The organism is Streptomyces sp. NPDC015144, assembly GCF_043079735.1.
Classification (GTDB): Bacteria; Actinomycetota; Actinomycetes; order Streptomycetales; family Streptomycetaceae; genus Streptomyces.
In genome coordinates, this window is record NZ_JBIBUU010000001.1 from 223,050 (window position 1) to 239,541 (window position 16,492).

General features: G+C 73.4%; 17 protein-coding genes. 12 read left to right on the plus strand and 5 right to left on the minus strand.

The genetic code is table 11. From position 1 onward, the window contains the following. Positions 1-15: 15 nt before the first annotated feature. Complete coding sequence (locus tag ACF08W_RS00925; protein WP_392277954.1) at positions 16-1,233, plus strand: lytic murein transglycosylase; 1,218 nt, start codon at positions 16-18, stop codon at positions 1,231-1,233. Here the strand turns inward: ACF08W_RS00925 and ACF08W_RS00930 are convergent. Then, a complete protein-coding gene (locus ACF08W_RS00930) occupies positions 1,216-2,283 on the minus strand; it encodes an ATP-dependent DNA ligase (protein WP_392277955.1) in 1,068 nt (355 codons plus the stop codon). The genes ACF08W_RS00925 and ACF08W_RS00930 overlap by 18 nt on opposite strands. Positions 2,284-2,380: 97 nt before the next feature. Here ACF08W_RS00930 and ligD point away from each other — a divergent pair, with 97 nt between their 5' ends. Next, positions 2,381-3,391 carry a non-homologous end-joining DNA ligase gene (gene ligD, locus ACF08W_RS00935; RefSeq protein ID WP_392278321.1) on the plus strand — a complete coding sequence of 337 codons (1,011 nt, stop codon included), beginning with the start codon at positions 2,381-2,383 and terminating at the stop codon, positions 3,389-3,391. Next, complete coding sequence (locus ACF08W_RS00940; RefSeq protein WP_392277956.1) at positions 3,388-4,467, plus strand: ABC transporter permease; 1,080 nt, start codon at positions 3,388-3,390, stop codon at positions 4,465-4,467. Before ligD ends, ACF08W_RS00940 begins: the two co-directional genes overlap by 4 nt. Here ACF08W_RS00940 and ACF08W_RS00945 read toward each other — a convergent pair whose 3' ends face one another. Both ACF08W_RS00945 and ACF08W_RS00950 read right to left on the minus strand, forming a co-directional pair. Continuing rightward, positions 4,468-6,756, minus strand: coding sequence for a DEAD/DEAH box helicase (locus ACF08W_RS00945; protein WP_392277957.1), 2,289 nt, complete (start codon positions 6,754-6,756; stop codon positions 4,468-4,470). Between the two features lie 102 nt (positions 6,757-6,858). Then, positions 6,859-7,641, minus strand: a complete 783-nt coding sequence (locus tag ACF08W_RS00950) for an IclR family transcriptional regulator (RefSeq protein ID WP_392277958.1) — start codon at positions 7,639-7,641, stop codon at positions 6,859-6,861. A gap of 216 nt (positions 7,642-7,857) precedes the next feature. On the opposite strand from ACF08W_RS00950, the gene ACF08W_RS00955 reads away from it, so the two are divergent. The 9 genes from ACF08W_RS00955 (at position 7,858) to ACF08W_RS00995 (ending at position 14,732) form a co-directional block, all read left to right on the plus strand. Further along, complete coding sequence (locus tag ACF08W_RS00955) at positions 7,858-7,968, plus strand: putative leader peptide (RefSeq protein WP_366298210.1); 111 nt, start codon at positions 7,858-7,860, stop codon at positions 7,966-7,968. Between the two features lie 168 nt (positions 7,969-8,136). Next, the gene (locus ACF08W_RS00960) at positions 8,137-9,159 is read left to right on the plus strand and encodes an ABC transporter substrate-binding protein (RefSeq protein WP_392277959.1); all 1,023 of its coding nucleotides are present in this window, start codon (positions 8,137-8,139) and stop codon (positions 9,157-9,159) included. 2 nt (positions 9,160-9,161) lie between these two features. Further along, positions 9,162-10,175, plus strand: coding sequence for an ABC transporter substrate-binding protein (locus tag ACF08W_RS00965; RefSeq protein ID WP_392278322.1), 1,014 nt, complete (start codon positions 9,162-9,164; stop codon positions 10,173-10,175). Next, positions 10,172-11,002 carry an ABC transporter permease gene (locus ACF08W_RS00970; protein WP_392277960.1) on the plus strand — a complete coding sequence of 277 codons (831 nt, stop codon included), beginning with the start codon at positions 10,172-10,174 and terminating at the stop codon, positions 11,000-11,002. The genes ACF08W_RS00965 and ACF08W_RS00970 overlap by 4 nt, the downstream gene beginning before the upstream one ends. After that, positions 10,999-11,763 carry an ABC transporter ATP-binding protein gene (locus ACF08W_RS00975; protein WP_385208996.1) on the plus strand — a complete coding sequence of 255 codons (765 nt, stop codon included), beginning with the start codon at positions 10,999-11,001 and terminating at the stop codon, positions 11,761-11,763. Before ACF08W_RS00970 ends, ACF08W_RS00975 begins: the two co-directional genes overlap by 4 nt. Then, positions 11,764-12,651: an ABC transporter substrate-binding protein gene (locus ACF08W_RS00980; protein WP_392277961.1), complete on the plus strand. Its 888-nt coding sequence runs from the start codon at positions 11,764-11,766 to the stop codon at positions 12,649-12,651. It abuts the gene before it with no gap. Positions 12,652-12,655: 4 nt separating this feature from the next. Next, a complete protein-coding gene (locus ACF08W_RS00985) occupies positions 12,656-13,729 on the plus strand; it encodes an LLM class flavin-dependent oxidoreductase (RefSeq protein ID WP_352274725.1) in 1,074 nt (357 codons plus the stop codon). A 191-nt stretch (positions 13,730-13,920) separates the two neighbouring features. After that, positions 13,921-14,169, plus strand: coding sequence for a WhiB family transcriptional regulator (locus ACF08W_RS00990; protein ID WP_352274724.1), 249 nt, complete (start codon positions 13,921-13,923; stop codon positions 14,167-14,169). A 62-nt stretch (positions 14,170-14,231) separates the two neighbouring features. After that, positions 14,232-14,732 (plus strand): tetratricopeptide repeat protein, encoded by a 501-nt coding sequence (locus ACF08W_RS00995; RefSeq protein ID WP_352274723.1) that lies wholly within the window; start codon positions 14,232-14,234, stop codon positions 14,730-14,732. A gap of 57 nt (positions 14,733-14,789) precedes the next feature. Here ACF08W_RS00995 and ACF08W_RS01000 read toward each other — a convergent pair whose 3' ends face one another. Continuing rightward, positions 14,790-15,764, minus strand: coding sequence for an acyl-ACP desaturase (locus ACF08W_RS01000; protein WP_352274722.1), 975 nt, complete (start codon positions 15,762-15,764; stop codon positions 14,790-14,792). Positions 15,765-15,934: 170 nt separating this feature from the next. Further along, positions 15,935-16,351: an SsgA family sporulation/cell division regulator gene (locus tag ACF08W_RS01005; protein WP_392277962.1), complete on the minus strand. Its 417-nt coding sequence runs from the start codon at positions 16,349-16,351 to the stop codon at positions 15,935-15,937. Positions 16,352-16,492: the final 141 nt, after the last annotated feature.

Consider the following 16,492-nt stretch of genomic DNA (forward strand, 5'->3'; position numbering starts at 1 on the left):
AAGAGAGGGGCACGCATGAGGATCAACGGCACGATGCGCCGCGGACTCGGCGGCACGGCCGTCGCGGTCGCCGCGGTGGCCGCGCTCACCGCGTCCCAGGCACCGGGACTCGCGAGCCAGCGGACGAAGCCGGTCAAGACCCGGGAGACGGACGAGGTCACGTGGACGCAGGTGCCCAACGACGACTCGTACCACACCGAACTCCCGCCGCTGGCCTCGCCGAAGCCGCCCGGGCCCGGGGCGAAGCAGAGCCCGGTCGCCGTCCGCGCCTGGGCCGAGGCGGGCATCCCCGCCACCGTGCTCGCCGCCTACCGCAAGGCGGAGAGCGACCTCGCGCGGACCGCCCCCGGCTGCCGACTGCCGTGGCAGCTGCTCGCGGCGATCGGCAAGGTCGAGTCCGGCCACGCGGGCGGCGGACGGGTGGACGCGCGGGGCACCACCCTCACCCCGATCCTCGGCCCGGTCCTCAACGGTGACGGCTTCGCCCGCATCCCCGACACCGACAACGGCCGGTACGACGGCGACCGCGGTTACGACCGGGCGGTCGGCCCGATGCAGTTCATCCCCTCCACCTGGGCCCACTGGGGCAAGGACGGCAACGGCGACGGCCGCAGCGACCCGAACAACGTCTTCGACGCCGCGCTCGCCGCCGGGTCCTACCTCTGCGCCGGTTCGCGGGATCTGTCGGTCAAGGCGGACCTGGACCGGGCGGTCCTCAGCTACAACCACTCGGACACCTATCTGCGCACCGTGCTGTCCTGGCTGGATTTCTACCGCAAGGGCATCCACCCCGTGGCCGACGGCAAGGGCGTCGTCCCCAAGAGCCCCGGCGCGGGCGGACCGAACAAGCCGAAGCACCCGGTCGGCGGCCCCGGCGCCCCGGACGGCGGCATCATCGTCGGCCCGCAGCCCTCCGGCTCGCCCCACCCCTCCGGCTCGGCCACCCCGAAACCCTCCGGCTCGCCGACCACCTCCCCGTCCGCCCCCGGCTCCCCGGACCCCACCGACCCGGGCAGCGGCTCGCCCGACCCCACCGACAGCGGCTCGGCGAGCCCGGACCCCGGAGAGAGCCCCGAGCCCGGCACCCCGGAGCCCACCCCCACCTGCCCGACGGACCCGGCGACCCCGGATCCCGGTGACACGACCACGCCCGAGCCGGACCCGACGGCGAGCGACGACCCTTGCGCCACCCCGACCGACCCGGCGTCCACCGGCTCAGCCGCCACCGGCTGACAGCACCTCGGCCAGGTCGTACCGCACCACCTCCTCCAGCTGCGCGTAGGTGCAACTGGCGGGGGCGCGGTCCGGCCGCCAGCGGCGGAACCGGGCGGTGTGCCGGAACCGGTCGCCCTCCATGTGCTCGTACGCCACCTCGCAGACCCGCTCCGGGCGCAGCGGCACCCAGGACTGGTCCTTCTTCCCCGACCAGCGGCTCGGCGCCCCCGGCAGCCGGGCCCGCTCGTGCGCCCCGGAGTCCTCCCAGGCCGCCCACGGATGGCCGTCGAAGCCGGTGCGCAGCGGCTCCAGCTCGGCGACCAGTTCCGCGCGCCGCTTCATCGGGAACGCCGAGCAGACCCCCACGTGCTGGAGGACGCCCTCGGAGTCGTACAGCCCGAGCAGCAGCGAGCCGACGACCGGGCCGCTCTTGTGGAGCCGGTACCCGGCCACCACGCAGTCGGCGGTGCGCTCGTGCTTGATCTTGTACATCACCCGGACGTCCGGGCGGTACGGCAGGCCGAGCGGCTTGGCCACCACGCCGTCCAGCCCGGCGCCCTCGTACCGCTCGAACCATTCGAGGGCGACATCCCGGTCGGTGGTGGCCGGGGCCAGATGGACCGGGGGAGCGGCCCCGGACAGCGCCGCCACCAGCACGGCGCGCCGGTCGGCCTGCGGGGTGGCGAGCAGTGACTCCTCCCCCACCGCCAGCACGTCGAAGGCGATCAGACTGGCCGGGTTCCGTTCGGCGAGCAGCCGTACCCGGGACGCCGCCGGGTGGATGCGTTCGCTGAGCCGGTCGAAGTCCAGCCGCCCGTCGTGGGCGACCACGATCTCGCCGTCGATCACGCAGCGCGGCGGCAGGTTGTCCCGTACGGCGGTGACCAGCTCGGGGAAGTAGCGGGTCAGCGGCTTGCCGGTGCGGCTGCCGATCACGACCTCGTCGCCGTCCCGGTGCACGATCGCCCGGAACCCGTCCCACTTGGCCTCGTACTGCATACCCGGCGGGATCGTGGCCACGGCCTTGGCGAGCATCGGCTTCACGGGCGGCATCACCGGCAGGTCCATGGCCCGATCCTCCCGTACGACCTGCCGCGTGTCGCCCGATATGCGGCATAGGTGAGCCCGGCCTACCGTGACCGTCATGGGCGCAGCGGTGAAGGCAGTGGAACTCGACGTCGACGGGCGGGCCGTGCGGCTCTCCAACCCGGACAAGGTCTACTTCCCGGAGAAGGGCTACACCAAGAGGGACGTGGCCGAGTACTTCCTGGCCGTGGCCCCCGGCATCACCCGCGCCCTGCGCGACCGCCCCACCACGCTCCAGCGCTTCGTGGACGGGATCGAGGGCGAATTCTTCTACCAGAAACGCGCCCCGAAGAACCTGCCCGACTGGATTCCCACCGCACGCATCGCCTTCCCCAGCGGCCGCACCGCCGACGAGATCTGCCCCACCGAACCGGCCGCCGTCCTCTGGGCGGCCAACCTCGGCACCCTCACCTTCCACCCCTGGCCGGTCCGCTCAGCCGACACCGACCACCCCGACGAACTCCGCATCGACCTCGACCCGCAGCCCGGCACGGATTACGCCGACGCGGTGCGCGCCGCCCACGAACTGCGGTCCGTCCTGGACGACCACGGGCTGCGCGGCTGGCCCAAGACCTCCGGCGGCCGGGGCCTGCACATCTTCGTGCCGATCGCCCCCAAATGGACGTTCACCGAGGTCAGACGGGCCACCATCGCCGCCGGACGGGAACTGGAACGGCGGATGCCGGACCGGGTGACCACGGCCTGGTGGAAGGAGGAACGCGGCGAGCGGATCTTCGTCGACTACAACCAGACGGCCCGCGACCGCACCATCGCCTCCGCCTACTCGGTACGCCCCCGCCCCCACGCCCCGGTCTCCGCGCCGCTGCGCTGGGAGGAGATCGACGACGCCGAACCGCGCGACTTCGACATCCGGACCATGCCCGGGCGCTACGCGGACGTGGGCGACGTCCACGCCGACATGGACGAGCACGCCTTCCGGCTGGACGCGCTGCTGGAGCTGGCCGACCGCGACGGACACGAACGCGGCCTGGGCGACCTGCCTTATCCGCCGGAGTACCCGAAGATGCCGGGCGAGCCCAAACGCGTCCAGCCGAGCCGGGCCCGGCACGACGGGGACGCCACGGAATGAGCGCCCCCGACCTGGAACCCACCTCCCCGCACGGGGCGCACGGCAGGCCGGCGGGCCGGGCGGAGAAGTGGGCCGCGTTCAAGAAGTCGCCGTACTTCCCCGCCACCGTCCTGGTGTTCATCGTCGCCGCGGCCGCCGGTCTCTTCGCGGGCTCCTACACGTACGCGATGGCCAACCCGACCCCGCACACGATCCCGGTCGCGGTGGTCAGCGACACCGGTCAGGGCAGGGGGCAGGAGTTCGTCGCGGGGATGGACGAGGCACTCGACACCTCGCTCGACGTCCATCTCTTCGCGACCCGGAACCGGGCCCGCCACGCGCTGGAGGAGCAGGAGGTCTTCGCGATCATGCGGGCCACCGACCGGGGGGTGTCGCTGGACGTCGCGAGCGCCTCCGGGGCCACCGTCGCCGAACTGCTCACCCAGTCCGCGGTGAAGGTGGCCAAGGAGATCGGCGAACCGGTGGCCGTGAAGGACGTCAAACCGCTCCAGCCGGGCGACCCGCGCGGCCTCGCCCTCTTCTACATCTCGCTCGCCGCCGTGATCGTCGGCTTCGTCGGAGCGATCCAGCTCAGCGTGCACGCCCGGAGCCTGATCCCGCTGGAACGGATCGCCTTCACCGTCGCCTACTCCCTGCTCGGCGGTTTCGTGATCGCCGCGGTGGTCGACTGGCTGCTGGGCGCGGTGGACCTGCCGTTCGTCGAGTCCTGGCTGATCCTGGCCTTCACGATGTTCACCAGCGGCATGGTCTTCACCATGTTCAACACCCTGATGGGACGCTGGGCGATGATCCCTACCTGGGGCCTCATGGTCCTGCTGGGCAACCCGTCGTCCGGCGGCGCGGTCTCCTGGCCGCTGCTGCCCTCCCCGCTCGGGTACATCGGGCGCTGGCTGCCGCCCGGCGCCTCCGTCAACGCCCAGCACAGCGCCGTCTACTACCAGGGGCACCAGCGGCTCTTCCCGTTCCTGGTGCTCGGGGCCTGGGCGCTGGTCTCCTGCACGGTGTTCTGGGTGTGGCGCCACCGGCACCCCGGCGGCCGCGACCGGATGCCCCGGCACGCGGCCACAACCGGCTGATCAGGCCGGGCCCACCGGATCCGCCGCGTCCGTATCAGCCACGTCCGCGTCCGCCCCGGCCGTTTCCGCCTCGTCCGTGTCGGCCGTGAACTCCCCGTCCGTACCTGCCGCACCGGTCACCAGGCGCTGCTGCTCCTCCTCCACGATCCGCCGGGCCAGCGCCCCGTCCGACACGTCCACCGCGTCGGGCGTCGTCTCGGCGACGTCGCTGCGCCGCGCGTAGAGGTCGAACAGGCGCTCCTTGCGGGCCAGGATGTCGAGCATCCGCTGGTCGACGCTGTCCGTCGCGAGGAGCCGGTGCACCCGGACCGTCCGTATCTGGCCCATCCGATGGGCGCGGGCCACCGCCTGGTGCTCCATCGTCGGCTTGATCTGCGGCTCGCAGAGGATGACCACCGAGGCCGCCTGCATGTTCAGCCCGACCCCGCCCGCCTGGATCTGGCTGAGCAGCACGGCGTGGCCGTCCGTCGCGGTGAAGTCGTCGATCAGCCGCTGCCGCCCGGCGGCCGCGAGCCGCCCCGACAGCGGGCCGAACACCGGCGAGTCCAGCGCCTGTCCGACCGTGTCGAGCACCTCGCGGAAGTACGAGAACACCACCACCTTCAGCCCGCCCTCCGAGGCCTCGGCCACCAGCTCCCGCAGCCGGTGCAGCTTCGCCGACGTCTCCGGACGGGCGTACGCGGCCCGGCGCATCCGCATGAAATGCCCGGCCCGCACCGCCGCGCGGTAGACCTCCAAATCCTCCGGGCCGAACTCCTCCCACTCGTCGACCTGCACCAGCGCGGGCAGCTCGGTCAGCACGTCCACCTGGTTGCGGCGCAGATAGGCCGGGGCCACCGCCCGGCGGAAGGCGAGCGAACCGGCGGCGCCGTGCGTGATGCGTATCGAGGGGGCCAGCTCCGGCTGGAGGTGCCGGACCAGGCTGCGGAACTCCTCGACCCGGTTCTCCATGGGCGTACCGGTCAGGAACAGCACCCGTTCGGTGTGCTGCGTCCAGCCGGAGACGGCCTGGGCGCGGCGGGTGGCGGGGTTCTTGACGTAGTGCGCCTCGTCGACCACCAGCATGCCGGGACGCAGTCCGCACCCCGCCGCGTCGGGCAGGGTGTGCAGCGCGTCGAACGTGGTGAGAGCGACCCCGCCGCCCTCGCGCCACGCGTCGAAGGCGGCCCGCCGCTCGGGGCCGTGCACCGGCAGGGTGCGCAGCGTGGAGCGGGCGCGGACCTCCCGCACCCAGTTGATCAGCACACTGGCCGGGCAGACCACCAGGAAGTGCGTCTCGCCGCGCGCCGAGAGGTGGGCGAGCGCGGCGATGGCCTGGATCGTCTTGCCGAGCCCCATCTCGTCACCGAGGATCACCCGCTTCTGCGCGAGGGCGAACCGGGCCCCGAACGACTGGTAACCGCGCAGCGAGACCCGCAACCGGGTGTCGTCCAGTTGGAGTTCGCGGACCCGCTCCGCTATTCCGGACGGCAGGAAACCCTCGGCCGCGTCCCGGTCTGGGCTGAGGCCGGACAGCTCGGCGAGCAGGCTGTAGTACTCGGCGGACCGCAGCTCGAAGTCGACCCAGGCCGCGACGTCGGACTCCCCGGCCCGCAGCAGGTCGACGGAGACCTGCGCGAACAGCAGCGACAGCTCGCGCCGCTCCGCCTCGGCGACGACATCACGGACCTCGCCGACGGCCTCCAGCGCCCGGGAACGGTTCTCCCGGCCGGTGAACAGCATCCGCATCCGGCGCCGGGCCGGACCCGCAGCGATCAGCAGCGGTTCGAGCCGCCCGGCCAGCCGGCCCGCCGCGTCGACCGCCCGGCGGACGTCCGGCCCGGCATCGACCAGCCGGTGCAGGGCCATGACCAGCGCGGTCGTCGTCTCGTCCGGTTCCTCCACGGAGATCCGGACCGCGACCGTCTCCCGTACCGCGTGGGCGATCTGCCCGGCCGCGGCCAGTGCCTGGGCGGCGGTCTGCGAACCGACCCCGGGGATCTGCTGCAGCTCGTACCGCCCGGCGGCGTGGATCTGGCCCACGGTCGTGAAACCGGCCTGGTCGAACGCGCCGATCCGCAGCCGGCCCTCGGTGACGTCCTTCAGCCGGGACACCGGGATCACGGCCAGCTCCCGGCCGACCAGGCCGTCGAGCAGCGGGTCCAGCACCCCGCGCACGGCGTCCACGGCGCCGGTGTGGTCGGCCAGGACGGTGCGGGCGGACGCCAGCAGCACATCGGCCCGCTCCAGCAGCTCCCGGGCGGCCCGCCCGGTGGGCGCCGCCTCCTCCACGACCCCGGCCTGTGTCATCCACGTCCCTCTGTCCGCGCAGCCCGGCTGCCGTCCCCCGCCCGGTCCGGTCCCTCTCCGGACGGCTCCTATCGTGCCACGCGGCACCGACAGCCCCCCTGCTCAGGGCGCGGGCGGACGGCGCTCGGCCGGAGGGATCAGCAGCACCTCCAGAGCCCGTGCGCAGGACCGGGCCCGCTCCAGGAACCAGTCGGCGCGCTCGTCGGTGATCACCGCCGGGGTGGCCCTGAGGGCCAGCGCGAACCGGGCGTGCCCGGCGACGTCCAGCACCGGGACCGCCAGGGTCCGCACCCCGTGCGCCGACTCGCCGTCGTTGACCGCGTACCCCTCGACCCGCACCCGCGCCAACTCGGCCTCCAGCGCCGCCGGTTCGACGATCGTACGGTCGGTGAAGGCCGGCAGCGGGGGCAGTGAGGCGGGGCCGCCCTCGCCCGGCCGGGCCCAGGCCAGCAGGACCTTGCCGAGCGCGGTGGAGTGCAGCGGCCTGCGCAGCCCCGTCCTCGGGGTGACCGAACCGCCCGCGACGATCACCGCGTGCGGGCCGCTGCGCAGGGCCAGATCGGCGGTGGCCCCGGTCCGCCCGGCGAGATCGGCGAGCTCGGGAGCGGCCAGATGCAGACCGCGCTGGTGGTACGAGAGCCTGCCCAGCTCGGTCACCGCGGGGCCCAGCCGGTAGCGGGACGTCCGGGCGTCCTGCTCCAGGAAGCCCGCGCCGAGCAGCGTACGGGCCAGCCGGTGCGCCGTGGAGCCGGAGAGGCCGAGGCGGCGGGCGAGGTCCGAGGCGCTGAGATCGGGGCCGTTGTCGTGGAAGCAGTGCAGGACGTCCAGGGCCCGCCGCACGGCCTGCGCGCCGCCGGGGCCACGCGTCGTCGCGTCCTCGGCCATGTCGGTTCACTCTCCGCTCGTCGGGTGCCGCGGCCGGGTCCCGGGGGCCGTGACCGGGCCGAAGGTGCCACATTACGGGAGCCGGAGTCGTGCGGAACGGGGTGCCGAAACACCGCGTTCATACCGAATCCCACATCATGGGAAGCGAGTTGTGGGGCCGTCCCGGCGCGTGGCAGTCTCGGCACGTCAGCCCGACGAACGGAAGGGAGCAGTGCCATGGCCGACCGCCGAACCGCGGACCGTGTCCACGCCGCTCCGGTCCCGCTCGCCCTGACGCTGCGCCGCCACATCGACCTGGCACGGGTCGCCAGCGCCGCCTGTCGCTGACACCCCGCGGCTCCTCCTTTCCGCGCCTCGCGCCCTTCCTGCCCTCGTCGCCCCTGCCGTGCTCCGGTGCGACGGGGTGCCCCGCCGTACCCGGTGACCGGGCCCCGGAGTTGATCCGGTGCACCCCGGCACCCTCCTTCCGCCGCACCGACCCCTCGGGAAGATCCCATGACGCCTGCCGTCCTGCCTTCGACGCTCTGGTTCACCCGCTGTCCCGTCCCCACCGCGACCGGCATCGCCGCCGACCGCGGCTGGCTCACCGAGGAGTTCGCCCCCGACGGCATCACCGTCCGCTCCCTCCAGGACACCGCCCCCGGCACCGACCCGGCCGCCCACTTCACGCACGCCCTGCCCGGCCTCTTCCGCGAGGGCGGCAACGTCCCCGCGCTGTGGGCCCGGTCACGCGGCGAACGGACCCGGCTCATCGGCCTGACCTGGATCGAGGAACGGCAGACCGTCCTCGTCCGCCCCGGCTCCGGTATCCGGGGCGCCGAGTCCCTGCGCGGGCTGCGGCTCGCCGCCCCCGTCCACGCCATCGCCATCGACTTCTGGCGGGCCATGGCCCTGCGCGGCTTCGACGGCGCGCTCGCCGCCGCCGGGCTCACTCCGGACGACGCCGCGTTCGTCGACGTACCCGCCGCCGGACACCGGGGCCAGTGGGCCGCCGAACTGGCGGCGCTGCGCCGGGGCGAGGTCGACGCCGTGTACGTGAAGGGCGCCCGGGCCGTCGAGGCCGCCCGGCGCGCGGGTGCGGAGGTCGCCGTCGAACTCGACGACCTGCCCGGCCGCTTCCGCGTCAACAACGGCACCCCGCGCCCCATCACCGTCCACCAGGAACTCCTCGACGCGCACCCCGGACTCGTCGACCGCTTCCTCACCGTCCTGCTCAGGGCCGCCGACTGGGCCGCCGGACAGCCCGCCGAGGTCGCCCGCATCCTCGGCGCCGAGACCGGCGCGGGCGCCGAAGGAGTCGCCGGGGCCTACCGGCCGGGCACCCACCTCGCCCTGCGCCCCGGCCTCGCCCCGGACCGGCTGGCCCTGCTCGCCGAACAGGAGGCCGCCCTGCGCGCCCACGGATTCCTGCCCGAACCCGTCGACGTCACCGCCTGGGCCGACCCCGAACCGCTGCGCCGCGCCACCGCGTCGGCTACCGCCGCCCGCCCCGACCCCGTGAGGACCCCCGCCCCGTGAACATCCCCCGCACCCGCCGAAGGGCCGCCGCCGCCCTTCTCGCCGCCACCGCACTGCTCGCCCTCACCGCCTGCGGAACCTCCGGCGGTTCCGGTTCCGGCAACGGCTCCACGGCCCGGTCCACGGTCGAGGTCCGCATCCCCGACCCCGGCAACTCCGGCGTCCTCGCCCTCGGGAAGAAGGACGGCAGCCTGGACCGGGCGCTCGCCGCGGTCGGTGCCAAGGTCCGCTGGACCGGCAGCGCGGGCCCCTTCGCCCCCGCCGCCCAGGCGATGAACGCCGGCCAGCTCGACATCGCCACCGGCTCCATCACCTCCGGGATCACCTCGCTCGCCCAGCGCCCCGGCTTCAAGTTCTTCACCGCCGTCGCCCCGGACGCGGCCGGTGAGGGCATCCTGGTCAGGAACGGCTCCGGCATCACCTCCGTCAAGGACCTGGTGGGCAAGCGGGTCGCCGTCAACCAGGGCGGCACCGGCGAGTACCTGCTGCTGAAGGCCCTCGCCCGGGCGAAGATCCCCGCCGACCGGGTCGAGCGGGTCTATCTCCGCCCCGACCAGACGGCCGCCGTCTTCAACGCCGGGCAGGTCGACGCCTGGGCGGTCTGGGCGACGTACGCCGTGGCCGAGATCGGCAGCGGCAAGGCGCACTTCGTCGCCGACGGCGCCGCGATCGGTTCCGACAACTACAGCCTCAACGCCGTACGCACCGGCTTCGCCGAGCGGCATCCCGAGATCGTCAAGGCGCTCTACCGCTATCTGCACGAGGCCAGCGCCGAGGAGAAGCGGAACCCGGCCGCGTACCTCAACGTCTTCACCGATGTCGGGCCGACCGCCGTCACCGGCAAGGCGAAGGAGGTCCAGACCGGGTTCACCCGTCAGGGCGGCACGGTCGACCCCATCGGGCCCGAGGACATCGAGCGCTTCCGGGCCGTCGCGGCCTTCTACGCCGAACAGAAGGTCACCAAGGGCCGGATCGACGTCACCCCCCACCTCCTCGACATCGAGAAGCCGGCGTGAGCGCCACCGCCCCGCCCCCGGGGCTCGTCCGCCCACGCCCGCCCCGCCACCGGGCCCGGAGCCGCGGCTACGCGGCGACCGTCCGGGCCCTCGGCCCGGTCGCCCTGCTCGTCCTGTGGTGGACGGCGTCCGCCACCGGCGCCCTCACCCCCGACGTCCTCGCCTCGCCCGCCGACGTGGTGCGCGCGGTGGGGGAGCTGTGGGCCGACGGACAGCTGCCCGACGCCCTCACCACCTCCCTGACCCGCTCCGGAATCGGCCTCCTCATCGGCCTCACCGCCGGACTGGTCCTCGGCATCACCACCGGATTCACCCGGCTCGGCGACGAACTCCTCGACTCCTCCCTCCAGACCCTGCGCACCATCCCCTTCCTCTCCCTGGTGCCGCTCTTCATGGTCTGGTTCGGGATCAACGAGACCGCCAAGATCCTCCTCATCGCCGTGGCCACCACCTTCCCGATGTACGTCTCGACGTCCGGCGGGGTGCGCGACACCGACCCCAAGCTCGTCGAGGCCATGCGCAGCTTCGGCATGGGACGGCTCGCCCTGGTCCGCGAAGTGGTCCTGCCCGGGGCACTGCCGTCGCTCCTGGCCGGGCTGCGGCTCTCCATGACCCTCAGCGTGATCGCCCTGATCGCCGCCGAGGAGATCAACGCCACGGCCGGCATCGGCTATCTGATGTCCCAGGCCCAGAGCTACGCCCGCACCGACGTCCTCGCCGTCTGCATCCTCGTCTACGGACTGCTGGGGCTCGCCGCCGACATCGCCGTACGGCTCCTGGAACGCGTACTCATGCCCTGGCGCACCCGGCAGGGGGCCACCCGATGACCGACTCCACCGCCGTCCACGTCAGCGGGGTGCGCCGCGTCTTCGGCGGACGCGCCGTGCTCGACGGGCTCCGGCTCGACATCGCACGCGGCGAGTTCGTCGCCCTGCTCGGCGCGAGCGGCAGCGGCAAGACCACCCTGCTCCGCATCCTCGGCGCCCTCGACGCCGCCGACGCGGGGGAGGTCCTGGTCCCCGAGGCCCGCACCATCGTCTTCCAGGAACCCCGGCTCGTCCCCTCCAAGAAGGTCCTCGCCAATGTGACCGTCGCCCTGCCGCGCGGACGCTCCCGGGACGGGCTGCGGGCGCTGGCCGAGGTCGGTCTCGAACGGCACGCCGATGCCTGGCCCGTCACCCTCTCCGGTGGCGAGGCGCAGCGCGTCGCCCTCGCCCGGGCCCTGGTGCGCGAACCCGAACTGCTGCTGCTCGACGAGCCGTTCGCCGCCCTCGACGCCCTGACCCGGCTCCGGATGCAGGACCTGGTGGGGGAGTTGTGCCGTCGGCACCGGCCGGCCGTCCTGCTCGTCACCCACGACGTCGACGAGGCCGTACGGCTCGCCGACCGGGTCGCCGTACTGCGCGACGGCCGCCTCGTCACCGACGAACCCGTCACCGTCGACCGCCCGCGCGACCCGGGCGACCCCGCCTTCGGCGCACTGCGCCGACGCCTCCTGGACGACCTCGGCGTCCGTACCGACCCACCCCTACCGAAGACCCCCGATGCTCCCGAAACCCCCGACCGAACCGAAGCCGGAGTGATCTGAATGACCATCACCATCGGAGTGCACAGCAGCAACCCGTCGCTCTACCACCTCCACCACCTCACCCGGCTCGGCCTCGCCCAGGAGGAACTGGCCCCGCTCGGCGAACGCGTCGTCTTCCACCCGTACACCGACGGCGTCCGCACCGGCGAACTCCTCGCCCGCGGCGTCATCGACTTCGGAGGCACCGGCTCCACCCCGCCCATCACCGCCCAGGCCGCCGGCCACGACATCGTCTACGCCGCCGTCTCCGCACCCCGCCCCGAGCACGGCGCCCTCCTGGTCCCCGAGGACTCCCCGGTACGCACCGTCGCCGACCTCAGGGGCACCACCGTCCACCTCGCCGTCGGCTCCTGGCAGACCCACCTCGTCGCCAAGGCGCTCGACGACGCCGGACTCTCCTACGCCACCGACATCACCCCGGTCCGCGGCGGCGCCCACAGCGAGGAACTGCTGCGTACCGGCGCCGTCGCCGCCTGGGTCGCCCAGGGCGCCCAACTGGCCGCCGCCCGCCGCACCGGCGGCCTGCGCACCCTGATCCGCACCGGCGACGTCATCACCGACCGCTCCGTCTTCTTCACCCGCCGGGACCTCGCCGAGAGCCGCCCCGAGGTGGTCGAGGCGCTCGTCCGGGCCCTGCGGAAGGCCGACGAATGGGCCGCCGCCCACCCCCGGCAGGCGGCCGGGATCGCCGCCGCCGACCTCGGCGGATCGGCCGACGACTGGGAGAGCGCGCTGCGCGCCCTGCCGTGGCGGATCGAACCGGTCACCGACGCCTTCCTCGCCGAGCAGCAGGAGGCCGCCGACATCTTCCACCGCACCGGCGTCGTCGACAGCGCCGTCACCGTCGCCCACGCCCTGGCCGGGGCCCGCGCGGACCGGGCGGCGTGACGCCATGACGACCGAAGTCCTCTGGTACATCATCCCCCGCGAGGGCGCCTACCCCTGGGAGCCCGAAGGCAGGCGCCCCATCGACCACGGCTACCTCGCCCACCTCGCCGGCGCCGTCGAACGCCTCGGCTACAGCGGGGCGCTCCTCGCCACCGACCTGTACGACGTCTGGCCGCTGGGCAGCGCGCTGGCCGCCTCCACCAGCACCCGGTTCAAACCGCTGCTGGCCGTCCACCCCGGCCTGATCCCGCCCACCCTGCTCGCCAAGATGGCCCTCACCTTCGACCACCTCTTCGGCGGCCGGCTCCGCTTCAACGTCGTCAACGGCTCGACGAAGTCCCTCCAGGAGTACGGGCTCCACGTGGAGCACGACGAACGGTACGAGCTGAGCGCCGAGTACTGGTCGATCGTCAAACGGCTCACCGCCGGCGAGGTCTTCGACCACAAGGGCCGCTTCTACGACCTGAGGAACGCCGGGGCCTCCTTCGGAGAGCTGAAACCGGTCCAGGAGTCGCACGTACCGCTCTGGTTCGGCGGCTCCTCCGACCCCGGCATCGAGATGGCCGCCCAGCACGTCGACGTCTTCCTCACCTGGGGCGAGCCCCCGCACCTGCTGAAGGAGAAGCTGGACCGGGTCAGGGCGCGGGCCGCCGCCCACGGCCGCACGCTCAGGATCGGGCTCCGCCTCCACCTGATCGTCCGTGACACCGAGGCCGAGGCGTGGGCGGCGGCCGACCGGCTCCTGGACGTGACGAGCGCGGCGACCTACGCCCGGCAGCTCGGGGCCGGGGCGGGGGAGGACGGGGTGGGCTGGCAGCGCCAGTTCCGCCAGCACGGCGGCAGGGTTCCCGCCCGGGCCCGGGAGCTGGAGACGTACCCCAACCTATGGCCGGGCATGAGCCTGTTCCGGCCAGGGCCCGGCACCGCCGTCGTCGGTTCCACGGCCCAGGTCGTGGAGCGGCTGACGGAGTTCCGGGAACTGGGCGTCGACACCTTCATCCTCTCGGGGAACCCGCTGCTGGAGGAGGCGTACCGGGTGGCGGAGACGGTGCTCCCGGCACTCGGCGTCCGCCGCTGACCCGGGCGGGGAGGGCGCCGGCGGGGGCAGGGCGCGGCCGCCTCCGGCGCGGGGGAGCGCCGGGCCCTCCCCGGCGTCCGGGTTTCCCGGCCCCGCCGCCCGGGTAGTCGAAGAGCTGGCCGGAAGTCGTCGGCGCGCCGCATTGATGGCGCGTTGATCAGTCGTTTATCGCGGCCGGGCATGGTGGTCCCATGCTGATCAACACCGCGACCGACCCCGCGCTCGCCTGGCAGGAGACCGCGCTGTGCGCCCAGGCCGGCCCCGAGTTCTTCTTCCCCGCCCCCGGCAGCTCCACCCGTGAGGCCAAGCAGCTCTGCGGCGCCTGCGAGGGGCGGGTGGCCTGTCTGGAGTACGCCCTCGCCAACGACGAGCGCTTCGGCGTGTGGGGCGGACTCTCCGAGAAGGAGCGGGAGCGGCTGCGCAGAACGCGCCGCGCCTGAGTGCCCTCCCGAAGGTCCCGCCCGGATCAGGCCGGACGCACGGGACCTGGGAGGATACGGGAATGAACGACAACGACCGGGACACTCTGCTCGCGGCGGCCGTGGCCCTGCGCACGGAGGGCCACCGCGAGGAGGCCCGGCAGCGGCTGCTCGCCCTCTGCTCCGCCTTCCCCGACGACGCGACGATCGCCTACCAGACCGCCTGGGCCCACGACGTACTCGGCCTGGAGGCGGAGGCCGTGCCCTTCTACGAACGCGCCCTGGCCGTGCCCGGACTGACCGAGGAGGACCGCAGGGGCGCGCTGCTCGGACTGGGCAGCACCTACCGGGTGCTCGGGCAGTACGGGAAAGCGGTCGGGACCCTGCGCGAGGGCGCGGAGGAGTTCCCCGGGGACGGGGCGCTGCGCACCTTCCTCGCCATGGCGCTCTTCAACACCGGCGAGCACCACGAGGCGATGCGGCTGCTGCTGGAACTGCTCGCGTCCGGCAGCACGGACCCGTCGGTGCGCGAGTACCACGAGGCGATCACGTACTACGCCCAGGACCTGCGCGCGACGGTGTGAACGCCGGGCGGCGGGGCGGGGCCGGTCGCCCGCCCCGCCGCCCCGGGCCGTCCGCCGTCAGGCGCGGCCGCGCGCCGCCATCCGGGCCTTGCGGGCCGCCAGCTTCTCGTCGAACTTCGACGCCTCGTGGTCCAGACCGCCCATGAACAGCCCCAGCTCCTCCTGCGCCTTGAGCCCCTCCGGGCCCAGGCCGTCGATGGAGAGGACCTTCAGGTAGCGCAGCACCGGCTGGATCACGTCGTCGTGGTGGATGCGCATGTTGTAGATCTCGCCGATCGCCATCTGCGCGGCGGCCCGCTCGAAGCCGGGCATGCCGTGGCCGGGCATCCGGAAGTTCACGACGACGTCGCGCACGGCCTGCATCGTCAGGTCCGGGGCCAGCTCGAAGGCCGCGCCGAGCAGGTTGCGGTAGAAGACCATGTGCAGGTTCTCGTCGGTCGCGATCCGCGCCAGCATGCGGTCGCAGACCGGGTCGCCCGACTGGTGGCCGGTGTTGCGGTGCGAGACCCGGGTGGCCAGCTCCTGGAACGCGACGTACGCCACCGAGTGCAGCATCGAGTGTCGGTTGTCCGACTCGAAGCCCTCCGCCATGTGCGCCATCCGGAACTGCTCCAGCTTGTCCGGGTCGACCGCGCGCGAGGTGAGCAGGTAGTCGCGCATCACGATGCCGTGCCTGCCCTCCTCCGCCGTCCAGCGGTGCACCCAGGTGCCCCAGGCGCCGTCGCGGCCGAAGAGCGAGGCGATCTCGTGGTGGTAGCTGGGCAGGTTGTCCTCGGTCAGCAGGTTCACCACCAGCGCGATCTTGCCGATGTCGGTGACCTTGGACTGGTCGGGCCGCCACGCCTCGCCGTCCTCGAAGACGCCGGGGAAGTTCCGCCCGTCGGAGAACGGCACGTACTCGTGGGGCATCCAGTCCCGGGCGACCTTCAGATGGCGGTTGAGCTCCTTCTCCACCACCTCTTCCAAGGCGTACAGCAGCTGGGCGTCGGTCCACGCCTTCGGACTGCCGAGGTGGGGAGCGGTGATCGTCACGGGGGACTCCTGGGGACGGGAGAAGTACCTACGGATACGTAGGTTACGAGACCGTAGGTTAAGGCGGGGGTAAGCCCACCGCCAAGCCGCCCCGTTCCACGACCTGTTATCTGACGTTATGTGGGGATTTGCTGCTTCGGATGCGTCGGCCCCTCCGCCGGGGCCGGGGTTCAGCAGGCGTCGCCGAGCAGCGCGGTCAGCCCCCGGTCGAGGTCGAGGAAGCGGTGCTCGTCGCCGGCCGGCACCCGCTCCTGCGAGCGCGTCAGGAAGCGCCGCAGCTCCGCCGTGCGGACGTGCACCATCGCGACCCCCTCGACGGCGTGGAACTCCAGGACCGTACGTTCGTAGCCGAACGGTGCGACGCGTACGTCCCCGACGCCGGCCGGCGCCTCCAGCCCCTCGGCCAGGAGTTCGCGGGAGAACTCCCAGACGACCTCGGTGCCCTCCAGGGTCGCGGAGGCGGGGAACGCCATCCGTACGGTGAACGGGTCGGCCGGGTCGTACTGGAGCCGGGCGGGAAGGGTCTCCATCCGCGGCGCGGACGCGACCATGCGGGCCTGCACGGACTGCTGGATGACGGTGGACACGACCTGCTCCCCTCTCTGCGGGACGAACGGTTCCCGCCGCTGAGGGAGACGTCGGTTTCCGCCCATCCGTGCATCCGGCGGCGAGGTGAACTGTGTCACCGCACGTCGCGGCGGTGCGTCGTCGCGCGGCGACCTCTGGAC